The following is a 13,261-nucleotide window of genomic DNA, read 5'->3' as shown; positions in this document are numbered from 1 at the left end:
GGCGCCCTCGGGGAAGTTCCCGAACTCCCGGATCAGCACCGTGGCGACCCCGATCACGCACCCGTAGAGCACCCTCCCGGCCCGGGTGCGGTTCGCGCTCACCGGGTCGGTGGCCATGAAGAGGGCCCCGTACAAAAACCCGCCGGCCAGGAGGCCCCGCAGGGGGTCGGGGCCGGCGCGCCCGGCCAGGCGAAGCGCCCCCACCAGGAGGGCGAAGCTCCCGAGGCAGCTCGCCACGATCTCCCACGAGGCCACCCGCTTCCACAGGATGTAGGCGCCCCCCAGGAGGAGCGCGGGCTTGCAGGTCTCCCCGAGGCTCCCGGGGAGGCTCCCCCACAGGAGCGCCCAGGGCGAGATGGGGGCCCCGTGGGCGAGCACGGGAAGGAGCGTGGCCGAGGTCACGGCGTCGGCGCCCGGGGCCCAGGCCCCGAGCCCCCCGAGCCCGCCCCAGAAGGGCTCGGTCCAGGCGCCGGTGAGGGCCACGGGGAACGACACGTACAGAAACGCCCGGCCCACCAGGGCCGGGTTGTAGACGTTGCGGCCCATGCCGCCGAAGAGTTCCTTGCCGAAGGCCACGGCCACCACGGCGCCGACGGCGCACATCCAAAACGGGATCGAGGGGGGGAGCGACAGGGCCAGGAGGGTGCCGGTCACGAACACCGCCAGCGTCACCGGCTCGCCCCGGCGGCGGGTGAAGGCGTACTCGGTGGCGAAGGCGAAGGCGTTCGTCACGGCCACCACGGCCGCGGCCCGCCAGCCGTAGAAGTACACGGCCGCCACGAACGCCGGCACCAGGGCCGTCAGAACGGCGGCCATGTTGGGCTGCCAGCGGATCAGCCGGGGCGGGGTCTGGGGTTTCGCTTGGGGCATCGACGACGACCGCTCCTTCCTTGGCGTCGGGCTCAAGGCACGCAAAGCTATCCCGGGGCACCGGGGGCGTCAAGGCGCGCCCGCTCCCCCGGCCGCGCCGGCCAGCGGGGGAAACTCCCTCGCCTTCGTTTGACAATCGGCAATCCGGATGGTATATGGACCGCTCCCCGGCCTACGGGCCGGGAGACTACCAGCACGGGAGGAGGTGAATCGCCCTTGGCCAGGGAACGAACGGAACGGGGTCCTGGGAACGAGTTTGAGCGCGAACTGCGTAAGCTCAAGAAGGACTTCCAGAAGAACGTGCTTCCGGCGGTGAAGCGCCACTCGTTCTACGTGAGCAAGAGCGAGATGCGGCGCATCAAGGAACGCAAGGCCGCCCGCCGCCGGCGACGGCAGCTGCGGAAACTGCAGCGCCTCGGCCGGATCTAGCCCCCACCTCCTCCCACCCCTTCCCGCCCGACGGGAAGGGGTGGCGCTTTCTTGCATCCTGCCCGACCTTTCCGCTACTGTGGGCGCCTTCGCCAAACGCTGACCGAAGGTGTCGCCCTCCATGCCGAAAACCGCCGTGGGACTCCAGATCCGCGCCGACCGCGCCGTGGCCGCCCGGGTGAAGGGCGGCTGGAAGGGGGCCGTGGTGGAACGGATCTGGGACGCCCCCCTCGACCCCGAGCACCCCGCCGCCGGGATCGCCGCCCTCGGACTCCCGGCCGACCCCGTGGTGACGGGACTCCCGGCCGACCGGGTGTTCCCGCGACGGGTCCACCTCGCGTTCACCGACCGGAACCGGATCGCCCAGGCCGCCCCGCTGGAGGCGGAGGAGACCCTGCCCCTGCCCCTGGAGGACCTGGTGTGGGACACGGTGGTGCTGGGCCGCACCGGCTCCGGGTCCCGGTGCCTCGTGGTGGCCGCGCCGGCCGATGCCGTGGCCGACCGAGTGGAGCTTGGGGCCCAGGCGGGCCTACGGCTCGAGGCCGTGGAGCCCGAACCCCTGGCCCTGGCCGGCCTCGCGCGGGCCGCGGGCCTCGCGCCGGCCTGGGTCTGCCACCTGGAGCCCGACCGGGTGCAGCTCGTCGCGGTGGGGCCGGGCGACGACATCGGGTTTTCGTGCCTTCCCGGCGGCGGCGCCGACCCCGACGTCCTCGACCAGGTCGCCCTCGGCCTGGAGGGGGCCGGGCCCGGCGGAGACGCCCCCCTCTATCTTTCCGGCCCCCTCGCCCGGGACGTGGATTGGGAAGCCTGGTCGGAACGGTTGGGCCGGCGGGTCGAGGGGCTTCCCCTGCCCTCCGGGGTCCAGGTGGACGACGCCGAGGCCCGCTCCTCGTGGCCCGCCTGGGCCGTGGCCCTGGGCCACGGGCTCCGGGAGGTCTGGCGCCCGGCGCGCATCGGGGCGAACCTGCTCCAGGGGCCGTTCGCGCCGGCGGACCGGGGAACGGCATGGAGGGGACCCGCGATCCAGGCCGCCGTGTACGCCGGGATCCTGCTGGTCCTGTGGGGCGGGACGGTCGGGATGGAGATCTCCCACCGCAGGGCCCAGTACGAGGCGCTTCGCTCGGCGGTGCGGGAGCGGTTCCACGAGGTGCTCCCCGACGTCACCAACGTGGTGAGCGAGGTGGACCAGATGGCGGCCCGGGTGGAGGAACTCGAGAACCGGGCGCGGAGCCTCGGGAGCCTCGTGGACCGGGAGATCTCGCCCCTCCGGCTGCTCCGCGACATCTCGGCCCGGATCCCCAAGGAGATCGAGGTGGAGTTGCGGGACTTCGTGGTGGAGGAGAACCGGGTCCGGCTCGAGGGGGTCACGGTGAGCTTCGACGCCATCGACAGGATCAAGGCGGACCTGGCGGAGCATCCCCGGTTCGTCGAGGTGGCGGTGAGCGACGCCAAGACCCTGGGCGGCAAGGACAAGGTGCTCTTCAAGCTCACCCTGAGCCTGGGAAAGAAGGGGTAGGCCGTGCGGCTTTCGGACCGGGAGAAGGCGATCGTCGGGCTGGGCGCCGTGGCCGTGGTGGCGGTGGGGTTTTGGCTCGGGGTGTGGGAGCCGGTGCAGGCCCAGATCGAGCTCTGGGAGCGGCGGGTCGAGGCCAAGCGGGCCGAACTCCGGAAGGTGGAGGAACTGGGCCAGCGCTACGCCGATCTCCAGGGCCGGATCCAGGGCATCGAGAGAAACCTTAAGCGCAGCAGGGACTTTTCGATCCTCTCGTACCTCGAGAACCTGGCCAAGCGCCAGAACCTCCACGACCGGATCGTGCAGATGAAGCCCAGGCCCGGCGAGGTGACGAGGTACTACCGGGAGAACGCGGTGGAGATCCGGATGGAGAAGGTCCGGCTCGGGGAGATCGTGAACTACCTGTTCCAGGTGGAGAACTCTCCCGAGCTCCTGCGGATCAAGCAACTCCAGATGCGGCCCCGGTTCGACGACCCGAACCGGCTGGACGTGAAGTTCCAGGTGGCGGCCTACGAGCCCTTGGAGGCACGGTGATGCCGGGCCGGAAACTCGCCCTCGGTGCGGCCTATGTCCTCTTGTTCCTGGTCGCGTTCCTGTTCTTCTTGTGGCAGTCGCTCCCCTACCGGGACATCGCCTCGGCCCTGGCGGGCCGGCTCGAGCGCCAAGGGATCGGGGTAGACCTGGCCGGCGTCGGGCCCGGAGGGGTGCTCAGGGTACGCGCAGATCGCCTGAGGATCACCCCCCCGGGCGCGCCGGTAGCGCTGCCCTTCGCCGAGGCCGAGGCCTGGCCCGACTGGGGCCGGGTCGTGGGCGGGGATCTGGCGGTACGGTTTCGCTCGCGGTTTGCCGGCGGCACATTGGAGGGGACCCTCGGCGCCGCCTCCCCCGCGTTCCTGGAACTCGCATGGAAGGGGGTGGCGCTCGACCGGATCCCGAAACCCCCTCCCTGGCACGAACTCCCCCTCGGGGGCACGAGCCGGGGGAGCCTCGAGGTGGACGATCTTCGCGCGCGGCTGGTGGAGGCCACCGTGTCGGCCCGGGCGGACTTTTCGGCCGTGCGGCTGGGTCCCGGCAAGGTGCGGGGCGTCCCCGTCCCCGAGGTGGCCCTGGGGGACGGCGCGGTGGACATCAAGATCGCGGACGGCAAGGCCGATATCCGGGAGGCCCGGTTCCAGGGGGGGGACGTGGAGGTGCTCCTGAACGGGGCGAGCGTGCTGTTGCGCCGGCCCCTGGGCCGGAGCCTCGTCAACGGGATGATCACGCTGGCGCCGAACGAAAAGGCCCGGGAGGAGCTCGCGCTCCTGTTCGCCCTGTTCCCGGGCGCCCCCGGCTCCGACGGCCGGTACACGGCGCGGATCCGCGGAAGCCTCCAAGCGCCCAGGCTCCTGCGGCGATAACTCGCTCCGAACTTCCCCATGCCGCCCGCGGCCAAGCCCACTGCACCAGATCCGTGGCCTCAAGTCCATCGTCGCCGTTTCAAAATGCTGCAGGGTTTGCCCGAGGCTGTGGCGCCGAAGTCAAGCAGAGGCTCCGCCGCCCAGCCGCCCGGCTGCCCAGCCGCCCAGCCGAAAAGAGGTTTTGCCCCCATGGACCGACTGGACTTCCAGAAATCCGGCGGGCTCGTGCCCGCCGTGGTGCAGGATGCCGAGACCGGCGAGGTGCTGATGCTCGCCTACATGAACGAGGAGGCGTTCCGCCGGACCCTCGAGACCGGGAAGGCGTGGTTCTACAGCCGCTCCCGGGACAAGTACTGGATGAAGGGCGAAAGCTCGGGCCACGTGCAGGAGGTCCGGGAGGTCCGGGTGGACTGCGACGCCGACGCGGTGCTCCTCAAGGTGCGTCAGGTGGGCGGAGCGGCCTGCCACACCGGTCACCGGAGCTGCTTTTACCGCCGGGTCCAGGACGGCGCCTTCGTGGAGGAGGGCGAGCGAGTGTTCGACCCCGAGGGGGTGTACGGGAAATGAGCCTGCTCAAGCTGGGGATTCCCAAGGGGAGCCTCGAGGACGCCACGATCGATCTCTTCGGCCGGGCCGGCTGGAAAATCCGAAAGAGCTCCCGGAACTACTTCCCCACGGTGGACGACCCCGAGCTTCGGCTCTCGCTCGTGCGGGCCCAGGAGATGAGCCGGTACGTGGCCGACGGGGTCCTCGACGCCGGGCTGACCGGCAGGGACTGGATCCTGGAGAACGGTTCCGACGTCGTGACGGTGTGCGACCTCGTGTACTCGAAGGCGTCCACGAACCCGGCCCGCTGGGTCCTGGTGGTGCCCAACGACAGCCCGGTCCAGCGGCCCGAGGACCTGCAGGGCAAGGTGGTGGCCACGGAGCTCGTCAACTTCACCCGCCGGTACTTCGCGGAACGGGGTATCGAGGTCACGGTCGAGTTCTCCTGGGGGGCCACCGAGGCCAAGGTGGTCGAGGGGCTCTGCGACGCCATCGTGGAGGTCACGGAGACCGGGTCCACCATCCGGGCCCACGGGCTGCGCATCGTGGAGACCCTGCTCGTCACCAACACCCAGCTCATCGCGAACCGCGACGCCTGGGCCGATCCGGACCGCCGCCGAAAGATCGAGCAGGTGGCCCAACTCCTCCAGGCGGCTCTCCGGGCCGAGGGCATGGTGGGGCTCAAGATGAACGTGCCGGGCGATCGGGTGGAGGACGTGATCGAGATCCTGCCGAGCCTCCAGGCGCCCACCGTGGCCCACCTGTTCCGCACCGACTGGTTGAGCGTGGAGGCCGTGGTGGAGGAACGGGTGGTGCGCGACCTGATCCCCAGGCTCCTCGAGGCGGGCGCCACCGGCATCGTCGAGTACCCGTTGAACAAGATTTTATGACTTTTTGGGTAGACATTAGAGGGGGCGGGCGGTAAAGTTTTTGGCCAGGGTTCCGATACGGGACCGAGACCCCTTTCCCCTCTTTCCGGAGCGAACGAATCATGGAGGACCAGGACCGGCGCGAAGAGGTTCCCCTCAAGGCGGGAGAACTCTACACCATCAAAGAGGTTTCCGAACTCACGGACGTCCCCGTCCACACGATCAGGCTCTGGGACCGGAAACTCCCCGGGTTTCTGGCGCCCCACCGGACCCCTGGCGGTCAGCGCCGGTTCACCCGGGAGTGTATCGAACGGGTCCGGAAGCTCGACTATTTCGTGAACGAGAAGGGTTTCACGCCGGTGGGCGCCCGGCGCCGGATCGAAGAGGGCGGCACGGGAGATGACGCCGAACACCGGGAACTCCGGGAGGTGATTTTGGCCGACCGGCGGGTCCGCCAGGCGATCGACGAGATCGTGGAACTGATCCGCAAAAAGATCCTGGAGGGCGCCTGACCCTGCGTCACGGCGCCCCGGGCCCCAAGTAGCCGGTGACCGTGGCCCGGAACGGCGCCCCGAGGCTCCCGGCCGGCGCCTCCACCTCCAGCACGAACTCTCCCCGCAGGGGCACCGGTGGGCTCAACTGGGCCGTGGGCCCCACCCGGGAATCCAGGAGACAAAGCGGCACGGCCCCGGCCGCCCCCACCACGTCGCCGGCCACGGAGCCCGCTTCCGCCAGGAGCCGCAACCGGAGGAACGCATCGGTCCGGGCATCGAGAACCAGACCCGTGGCGTGGAACACCCGGCCCTCCGGGGGAGTGAACGCGCGTCGAACGGCCGCCTGCCCAGCCCGGAACACCCCCTCGAACGAAAACGCGGCGAACCGGCGCTCCGGCCGGCGCTCCGGCGCCGGTGGGGGGTTCGTGACCACCACCCGCACCGGCACCCGGTCGTCCACGGCCACGGTGCCCTGGACCTCCAGCGGCCCTTCGGCCGCCGGTGGCGGGTTCGTGACCTCCACCGGAAGGGGAGCACCGGTGCGGATCTCCACCGTGCCCTGCACGGGCACGGGCCCCTCCAACGTCCCGCCCACCACCCGCACGTCCTGCACCGGGGGCAGGTTCGTGACCTCCACGGCCCCCTCCACCGGCGCCGTCAGGTGCACGGGCTGGGACTCGGGCTCGGCGGGCCGGTCGATGCGGTACTCCTGACCGGCGGCCGCGACCGCAACGAGCAGGCCCGCGACAAAGACCACCGTCGCACCACGGGCCGGGCCGAAACTCACCATGGCTCACTCCCTCCAGAACGGCTCTTGACCGGGTCCGAGGGGGTTGCTAGCTTGGGGCCTCTCCGTGTGGAATTCCAGTTGCGAGGGAGGCCGTCCATGCAACCCCGACGAAACTATCCCACCCGGTACCTGGGCGATGCAAACCCCAACCGCAAGCGCCACGTGCACGACCTGGCGAACGAGAAGCCCAGTTGCGCCATCCACGCCATCGAGTGGGCCCACAACGCGGTGACCTTCCGCACCAAGGAAGAGGCCTTTGCCGCCGGGTACGCGCCCTGCATTTTCTGCATGCCCTACGAACCCGGCGCGGACTGATCCGCCCGGAGCGAGGTGTCCCATCGAGCGCACGATCCTGAAGGGCCACTTCCTGGTGGCCATGCCCCAGCTCACCGATCCCAACTTCGAGCGAACGGTGGTGCTCCTGTGCGAGCACACGGAGGAGGGAGCCCTGGGCCTCGTGGTGAACCGGCCGACCCCCTTCGAACTCGGCCAGATCTACGAGGGCCAGGGCATCGAGGGCGAGGGAGGGGCCGAGGAACCCATCCATTACGGCGGCCCGGTGCAGCCCGAGATGGGCTTCGTGCTCTACGAGGGCCCCGCCTACGAGGGCTCCGTGGAGGTGCTGCGGGGGCTTTATCTGGGCACGTCCCTGGAGATCCTGCGGGACATCGCCCGGGAGGCCGGCCCCGAGAGGTTTCTCTTTTTCCTGGGATACGCGGGCTGGGCGCCCGACCAACTGGAGGGGGAGATCGCCCGGAACGACTGGCTCGTCGTGCCGGCCTCGGCGGACCTGCTGTTTTCGGTGCCCCCCGACGAGCGGTGGGAGCGGGCGATCCGCCTCCTGGGCATCGACCCCCACCTGCTCTCCCAGGGGTTCGGCACGGCGTGAGGCGCCCGCGGGGCTAATCCGTCAGGAACAGGGTCAGGGTCTGGCCCGGGTAGATGGTGGTGCGGGGGGTGATGCCGTTCCATTCGCAGATCTGCCCCACCGTGAGCCCGTACCGGCGGGCGATGGCGGTCAGGGTGTCGCCCCGCTCAACCCGGTGGTAGATCCGCCGGGGTTCCGGATTTTCCCTCTCCCAGACCGCCAACCGGGTCTCGAAGCCCTCGGCGGCCCTTTCGGGCAGCGCCACCCGGTAGGTGCCTTTCCGAAGTTCCGTGCCCACGATCCAGGGGTTCAGCTCCACGAACCGCCGGTACCCCACGCCCGCGGCGTGGGCCACGGCCGCCACGGGGAGCCGTCGCCGATCCACCCGAAGGGTGACCTCCCGGGTTTTCACCGCCTCCCAGATCCTTGCCCCCTCCAGGTCGATCCCGTACCGCTCGGGGTGTTCCAGGATCAGCTTCGCGGCCACGGCGCGGAAGACGTACCGCTCCGTCTCCCGGGGAAGCCTGAGGTCGTAGAACGACTCCTCGCCCTGGGCCTCCATGGCCGAGGCCACCCGGTTCCGACCGGCGTTGTACGCCGCCAGGGCGAGGGGCCAGGACCCGAAGGCCTCGTGGAGATCCTTGAGGTGGGCCACGGCCGCCGCCGTGGCCTTCTCCCAGTCGCGCCGGTCGTCGCAGCCGTTCTCGCACGCGAGGCCGTAGAGCTTCCCGGTGGACCGGAGGAACTGCCAGGGGCCCACGGCCCCGGCCCGGCTCACCGCTCGGGGCCGCAGGTTGCTTTCGATGACGGGAACGTACTGGAGGTCGGCGGGTAGCCCGGCCTCGGCGAGGGCCCGGCGGGCGATGGGGAGGTAGCGCGGGGCCCGCTTGAACCACAGGGCCGCGCTCACCGGGTCGCCCAGGGCCACCACGAGCTCGAGATCGAGCCGTTCGAGAACATCCGGCCGCTCCAGGGGCACCGGCTCCCCGCAGAACTCGAGCCGGTCCGGGATCCAGAGCCGCAGGAGATCGTTGACCGTAGTCGCGGCGGCGGGCGACACCGCAAGGAACAACGCGGGGAGAACCCAGCAGAGAAACCGCATGATCCGACTCCGAGGGGGGAAGTTCCCCGCGGGAACGCGAAGACCCGGGCCCGGCGCCCGCGGGGCTTTTCCCTCCGTTTCGGCACGCGGCCCGGAACCTTTACTCCGGAGGCCCGGGGAACCCGCCGGCCTTTCCCCGGTTGGTGGCCCACGCATCCGCAAGGCTCCGGTTGAGGCACCGGAAACAAGGGGGTTTCGCCGCCCAGACGCCCTCAGTGCGTTCGCTCTTCGGGCTTTTGGGCCACGAACAGCTTGTGGATCCCCAGGTTGACCCGGCGGGCCTCCACCACCCGCAGCCCCGCCTTCTCGAGCACCTCGGGCACGTCGAGATCGGTGCAGAACCCCACCCGCTCCATCAGGGGGGAAAGCCGGCACTTGATGGCGCCCCAGGCGCCGTCTTCCCGGGTATTGCTGACCACCACCACCCGGCCACCCGGTTTACAGACCCTCCGCATCTCGGCGCACAGGGCCAGGGGGTCGCCGACCGTGGTGATGACGTAGGGCGCCACGACCGCGTCGAAGGCGTCGTCGGGCAGGTCGAGCCGGGTCGCGTCCATGCAGCGCAGGTGGATCCGGGATCCGTTCCCCTCCACCAGGGCCCGCCACCGGGCCTTTCGGACCATCCGGGGGCAGATGTCGATCCCGAGGATCTCGCACCTCGAAGGGTAGTGCCGGAGCCCGAGGCCCGTTCCGACCCCCACCTCGAGCACCCGGTCGCCGGGGCGCACCCGGCGGGCCGCCTCGCGGCGCCCCTCCTCCATGGTCTTGCCGAACACCCAGTCGTACACCGGGGCGACCCGGTCGTAGAACCACCTCGAGTAATCCTGGTCCATGGATCGGCCTCCCGGGAAGCGGCTCAAAGGGGGGAACGGCGCGGCATTCTAACCGCTCGTTCGGCCGAGGTCCAATCGGCCGGCGGCCTTGCCGGCGAACCGCCGGACGGCCATAATCCCGGGTCCCATGACCCGAACCGCATCCTCGCTTCGCATCGTCGGCGCCCGCCAGAACAACCTTCGGAACCTCACCCTCGCCATCCCCCACGACCGGTTCGTGGTGGTGACCGGCGTGTCGGGCTCGGGCAAGTCGAGCCTCGCCTTCGACACCGTGTTCGCCGAGGGGCAGTGGCGGTTCCTGGAGTCCCTGCCGGCCTACGCCCGGCTGCTTTCGGAAAAGAGCGTGCGGCCCGCGGTGGACGCCATGGAGAACGTGCGCCCGGCGGTGGCCCTGGAACAGCGAAACACGGTGCGCACGGCCCGCTCGACCCTGGGCACGGCCACGGAACTCTACGACCTCTTCCGGCTGCTCTACGCCGCGGCCGGGGAGGTGCGTTGCCCCGCGTGCGGGGAGCCGGGCCGGGCCTGGACGCCCGAGGCCGCGGCCGTGCACCTGGAGGAAACCCGGCCCGACGCCCGGGTGACGGTCGAGGTTCCCCTGGGGCGCCTGGAATGGCTCCCGCCCCGGGACTGGCGCTCCCACCTCCTGGCGCGGGGATTCGCCCGGGTCCGGCTGGGCGACGACGTCGTGGATCTCGAGGACCCCGGGCTCCCCGAGACCCCGCCCGAGGACGCCGCCCTGGTCATCGACCGGCTCCGGGTGGACCCGGACCGCAGGGGGCGGATCGTAGCAACCATTGAACAAGCCTACCACCTCGGCTCGGGCACGGCGCGGGTCCGGCTCGCGACCGGCGAGGAACTGCGATTCGGGGCAGCCCGCCGCTGCCACCGGTGCGACCGGGAGCTCCCCGAGCCGCGGCCGGTGCTCTTCAGCTTCAACCACTCCCTGGGGGCCTGCCCCACCTGCACCGGCTTCGGCGCGGTGCTCGAGTGGGACGAGGCCAAGGTGGTGCCCGACCCGGCCAGGACCCTGCGGGAAGGCGCCGTCGAGCCGTGGCAGACCCCGGCCAACCGGTGGTGGCAGGATCAGCTCCTGGCGCACGCCCCCCGGCTCGGGCTCGACCTCGACACCCCCTGGGCCGAGCTTCCGGCCGAGGCCCGCCGACTGGTGTGGGAGGGCGGCGCGGGTCTCGAAGGGATCCGGGAGTTTTTCGAGTACCTGGAGGGGAAGCGCTACAAGATGCACGTGCGGGTGTTCCTGGCCCGGTACCGGAGCCCCCGTACCTGCCCCGCCTGCCAGGGGGCCCGGCTCAACGCCCAGGCCCTTTCGGTCACGGTGGACGGTCGCACCATCGCCGAGGCCAGCCGCATGGACCTGGCGAGCCTCGGCCGGTGGGTCCGGGGGCTCGGGCCCGCCGTGGGCCCCCGGGGCCAGGGGGTGCTGTGGCGGATCGAGGACCGGATCGGCACCCTGGTGCGTCTGGGGCTCCACTACCTCACCATGGACCGGCCCACCCGCACCCTTTCGGGGGGCGAGGCCCAGCGGGCCGCCCTGGCCCTGCAACTCCAGAACCACCTGGCGGGCACGCTCTACGTGCTGGACGAGCCCACCGTGGGGCTCCACCCCAGGGACGTGGACGTCTTGGCCGAGGTGCTCCGGGAACTCGCCGGCCGGGGCAACACCGTGCTCGCCGTGGAGCACGACCTCTCGCTCATCCGCCGGGCCGACTGGGCCATCGAGATGGGCCCCGGCGGCGGCCGCGAGGGCGGCCGGGTCGTGTTCCAGGGCACCCCGGTGGACCTGGCCCGCGCCCCCACCCCCACGGGGCGGGCCCTGGGCCGGACGGGCGCGGGCGAGAACTCCCCTCCCCTTCGGCCGCCCCGGGGGTTCCTGGTCGTGCGGGGGTGCCGGCTCCACAACCTGAAGGACCTGGAGGTCCGGTTTCCCCTGGGGGTGCTCGCCGTGGTGACCGGGGTGTCCGGGTCCGGGAAGTCGACCCTGGTGGCCGAAACCCTGTACCCGCTCCTCGAGTCCCGCGGCGCCCGGGGCCCCGGGGAGCTGGAACTCCCCCGGGCGCCCAAGGTGCGCGGCGTGCGGCTCGTGGACCAGTCGCCCATGGGCCGCACGCCCCGGTCGGTGCCGCTCACGTACGTGGGCGCCTACAAGGCGGTGCGGGACCTCTTTGCGGCCCAGCCGGCCGCCCGGCGGCTCGGGCTCACCCCCGCCCACTTTTCCTTCAACGCCAAGGCCGGCCGGTGCGAGACCTGCGGGGGCACGGGGTACGAGCAGCTCGAGATGTACCTCTTCGAGGACCTCTACGTGCCGTGCTCCGAGTGCGCCGGCCGGAGGTTCCGGCCCGAGGTGCTCACCGTGAGGTACCGGGGCCGGTCCATCCACGACGTGCTCGGGATGAGCGTGGACGAGGCCCTGGAGGTGTTCGGCGAACCGGCGGGGCTGGTGCGGGCCCTCCGGACCCTGGAGCGGCTGGGCCTGGGCTACCTGGTGCTCGGCCAGCCCGCGCCGACGCTTTCGGGCGGGGAGGCCCAGCGGCTCAAGATCGCGGCCGAGCTCCTCGGCCGCCGGCCCAAGGACCTCGTGTATCTCCTGGACGAGCCCACCACCGGCCTCCACCCGGAGGACGTGGGGAGGCTCCTGGCGGTGCTGGGGGAGCTCGTGGACGCCGGGAACACCGTGGTGGCCGTGGAGCACAACCTGGAGTTCATCGCCCGGGCCGACTGGGTGATCGACCTGGGCCCCGAAGGCGGGGACGAGGGCGGCAGGATCGTGGACACCGGGCCGCCGGCCGAGGTGGCCCGGCGGGCGCTGGGGCCCACGGGCCGGCACCTGTCCCGGTGGCTCGGGGGGACGCCGTGAGCCGGCCCCGGGTGCACGTGGTCCTGGTGGAGCCCGAGATCCCCCCCAACACGGGCAACATCGCCCGGCTGTGCGCCGCCACCGGCTCGGCGCTCCACCTCGTGCACCCCCTGGGCTTCTCCACGGACGACCGGCACCTCCGGCGGGCCGGGCTGGACTACTGGCCCCACGTGGACGTGCGCGAGCACCCGAACCTCGGCGCCGCCCTTGCCGCGAGCGGCCCGGGGCCGGTGTTCTACTTCTCGGCCCGGGCCGGCCGGCCCTACGACGAGGCGCCCTATACGGACGGCTGCCGGCTGGTGTTCGGCCCCGAGACCCGGGGGCTCCCGCCGGAACTGCTCGAACGAAACGCCTCGCACGTCTTCCGGATCCCGATCTGGGGCCGGGTGCGGAGCCTCAACCTCTCCACGGCCGTCGGCATCGTGGTGTACGAGGCCTACCGGCGGCTCGGGGCGTGGAGGGGGACCGACGACGGGGGGTGAGGTTGCGGCCGGGCGTTCGCCCCACGCCACCGCCTGTGGGAGCGGCCTCCGTTTCATACCAAGTTGCGTTCAGAGCAACCGTTTCCTGATTCGGCCCGGCAAGGGGCCTGGTGGAGCGCCGGGCGTGGCTCCTACAGTCGCTGCAGCCGGCACTCAGCCGATGTCTCCCTCGGCATGAGCCCACCAATGGCTC

At 71.5% G+C, this 13,261-nt stretch carries 15 protein-coding genes; 11 read left to right on the top strand and 4 right to left on the bottom strand.

The features are described 5' to 3' along the window. Positions 1–870 (bottom strand): RnfABCDGE type electron transport complex subunit D (locus ACY0I8_RS12255; RefSeq protein ID WP_461394986.1); only part of this gene is annotated, 870 nt, incomplete at its 3' end. Positions 871–1,086: 216 nt separating this feature from the next. Between ACY0I8_RS12255 and rpsU the strand changes: the two genes are divergently transcribed. The 7 genes from rpsU to ACY0I8_RS12220 all read left to right on the top strand — a co-directional run bounded on the left by rpsU (position 1,087) and on the right by ACY0I8_RS12220 (position 6,136). Further along, complete coding sequence (gene rpsU, locus ACY0I8_RS12250) at positions 1,087–1,299, top strand: 30S ribosomal protein S21 (RefSeq protein WP_459940476.1); 213 nt, start codon at positions 1,087–1,089, stop codon at positions 1,297–1,299. A 121-nt stretch (positions 1,300–1,420) separates the two neighbouring features. Then, positions 1,421–2,815, top strand: coding sequence for a type II secretion system protein GspL (gene gspL / locus ACY0I8_RS12245; RefSeq protein ID WP_461394985.1), 1,395 nt, complete (start codon positions 1,421–1,423; stop codon positions 2,813–2,815). Positions 2,816–2,818: 3 nt separating this feature from the next. Continuing rightward, on the top strand, positions 2,819–3,346 hold the full coding sequence (gene gspM, locus ACY0I8_RS12240) for a type II secretion system protein GspM (protein ID WP_461394984.1): 528 nt from the start codon (positions 2,819–2,821) through the stop codon (positions 3,344–3,346). Next, positions 3,346–4,209, top strand: a complete 864-nt coding sequence (gspN, locus tag ACY0I8_RS12235) for a type II secretion system protein GspN (RefSeq protein ID WP_461394983.1) — start codon at positions 3,346–3,348, stop codon at positions 4,207–4,209. The genes gspM and gspN overlap by 1 nt, the downstream gene beginning before the upstream one ends. Positions 4,210–4,398: 189 nt before the next feature. After that, entirely contained in the window at positions 4,399–4,776 is a 378-nt protein-coding gene (gene hisI / locus ACY0I8_RS12230) for a phosphoribosyl-AMP cyclohydrolase (protein WP_461394982.1), read from the top strand. After that, on the top strand, positions 4,773–5,645 hold the full coding sequence (gene hisG / locus ACY0I8_RS12225; RefSeq protein ID WP_461394981.1) for an ATP phosphoribosyltransferase: 873 nt from the start codon (positions 4,773–4,775) through the stop codon (positions 5,643–5,645). Before hisI ends, hisG begins: the two co-directional genes overlap by 4 nt. 101 nt (positions 5,646–5,746) lie before the next feature. Continuing rightward, positions 5,747–6,136, top strand: a complete 390-nt coding sequence (locus tag ACY0I8_RS12220; protein WP_461394980.1) for a MerR family transcriptional regulator — start codon at positions 5,747–5,749, stop codon at positions 6,134–6,136. 7 nt (positions 6,137–6,143) lie between these two features. Here ACY0I8_RS12220 and ACY0I8_RS12215 read toward each other — a convergent pair whose 3' ends face one another. Then, on the bottom strand, positions 6,144–6,908 hold the full coding sequence (locus ACY0I8_RS12215) for a hypothetical protein (protein ID WP_461394979.1): 765 nt from the start codon (positions 6,906–6,908) through the stop codon (positions 6,144–6,146). Between the two features lie 96 nt (positions 6,909–7,004). Here ACY0I8_RS12215 and ACY0I8_RS12210 point away from each other — a divergent pair, with 96 nt between their 5' ends. Together ACY0I8_RS12210 and ACY0I8_RS12205 are read left to right on the top strand one after the other, a co-directional pair. Continuing rightward, the gene (locus ACY0I8_RS12210) at positions 7,005–7,223 is read left to right on the top strand and encodes a hypothetical protein (RefSeq protein WP_459940484.1); all 219 of its coding nucleotides are present in this window, start codon (positions 7,005–7,007) and stop codon (positions 7,221–7,223) included. A gap of 61 nt (positions 7,224–7,284) precedes the next feature. Then, the gene (locus tag ACY0I8_RS12205) at positions 7,285–7,797 is read left to right on the top strand and encodes a YqgE/AlgH family protein (RefSeq protein ID WP_461394987.1); all 513 of its coding nucleotides are present in this window, start codon (positions 7,285–7,287) and stop codon (positions 7,795–7,797) included. Positions 7,798–7,810: 13 nt separating this feature from the next. Here the strand turns inward: ACY0I8_RS12205 and ACY0I8_RS12200 are convergent, their stop codons facing one another. Then, positions 7,811–8,878, bottom strand: a complete 1,068-nt coding sequence (locus tag ACY0I8_RS12200; protein ID WP_461394978.1) for a lytic transglycosylase domain-containing protein — start codon at positions 8,876–8,878, stop codon at positions 7,811–7,813. Between the two features lie 212 nt (positions 8,879–9,090). After that, positions 9,091–9,711, bottom strand: a complete 621-nt coding sequence (locus tag ACY0I8_RS12195; RefSeq protein WP_461394977.1) for a class I SAM-dependent methyltransferase — start codon at positions 9,709–9,711, stop codon at positions 9,091–9,093. A 127-nt stretch (positions 9,712–9,838) separates the two neighbouring features. Here ACY0I8_RS12195 and uvrA point away from each other — a divergent pair, with 127 nt between their 5' ends. Then, on the top strand, positions 9,839–12,586 hold the full coding sequence (gene uvrA, locus ACY0I8_RS12190) for an excinuclease ABC subunit UvrA (RefSeq protein ID WP_461394976.1): 2,748 nt from the start codon (positions 9,839–9,841) through the stop codon (positions 12,584–12,586). After that, positions 12,583–13,068 carry a tRNA (cytidine(34)-2'-O)-methyltransferase gene (locus ACY0I8_RS12185; protein ID WP_461394975.1) on the top strand — a complete coding sequence of 162 codons (486 nt, stop codon included), beginning with the start codon at positions 12,583–12,585 and terminating at the stop codon, positions 13,066–13,068. Before uvrA ends, ACY0I8_RS12185 begins: the two co-directional genes overlap by 4 nt. Positions 13,069–13,261: the final 193 nt, after the last annotated feature.

The organism is Deferrisoma sp. (assembly GCF_054681715.1).
The sequence above is the reverse complement of the archived record's forward strand: the minus strand, read 5'-3'. Positions and strand labels throughout refer to the sequence as shown.

Coding starts and splice junctions, on each gene's coding strand:
- gspL (WP_461394985.1), top strand. CDS start 1,421: ATGCCGAAAACCGCCGTGGGACTCCAGATCCGCGCCGACCGCGCCGTG.
- gspN (WP_461394983.1), top strand. CDS start 3,346: ATGCCGGGCCGGAAACTCGCCCTCGGTGCGGCCTATGTCCTCTTGTTC.
- hisI (WP_461394982.1), top strand. CDS start 4,399: ATGGACCGACTGGACTTCCAGAAATCCGGCGGGCTCGTGCCCGCCGTG.
- hisG (WP_461394981.1), top strand. CDS start 4,773: ATGAGCCTGCTCAAGCTGGGGATTCCCAAGGGGAGCCTCGAGGACGCC.
- ACY0I8_RS12220 (WP_461394980.1), top strand. CDS start 5,747: ATGGAGGACCAGGACCGGCGCGAAGAGGTTCCCCTCAAGGCGGGAGAA.
- ACY0I8_RS12215 (WP_461394979.1), bottom strand. CDS start 6,908: ATGGTGAGTTTCGGCCCGGCCCGTGGTGCGACGGTGGTCTTTGTCGCG.
- ACY0I8_RS12210 (WP_459940484.1), top strand. CDS start 7,005: ATGCAACCCCGACGAAACTATCCCACCCGGTACCTGGGCGATGCAAAC.
- ACY0I8_RS12205 (WP_461394987.1), top strand. CDS start 7,285: ATGCCCCAGCTCACCGATCCCAACTTCGAGCGAACGGTGGTGCTCCTG.
- ACY0I8_RS12200 (WP_461394978.1), bottom strand. CDS start 8,878: ATGCGGTTTCTCTGCTGGGTTCTCCCCGCGTTGTTCCTTGCGGTGTCG.
- ACY0I8_RS12195 (WP_461394977.1), bottom strand. CDS start 9,711: ATGGACCAGGATTACTCGAGGTGGTTCTACGACCGGGTCGCCCCGGTG.
- uvrA (WP_461394976.1), top strand. CDS start 9,839: ATGACCCGAACCGCATCCTCGCTTCGCATCGTCGGCGCCCGCCAGAAC.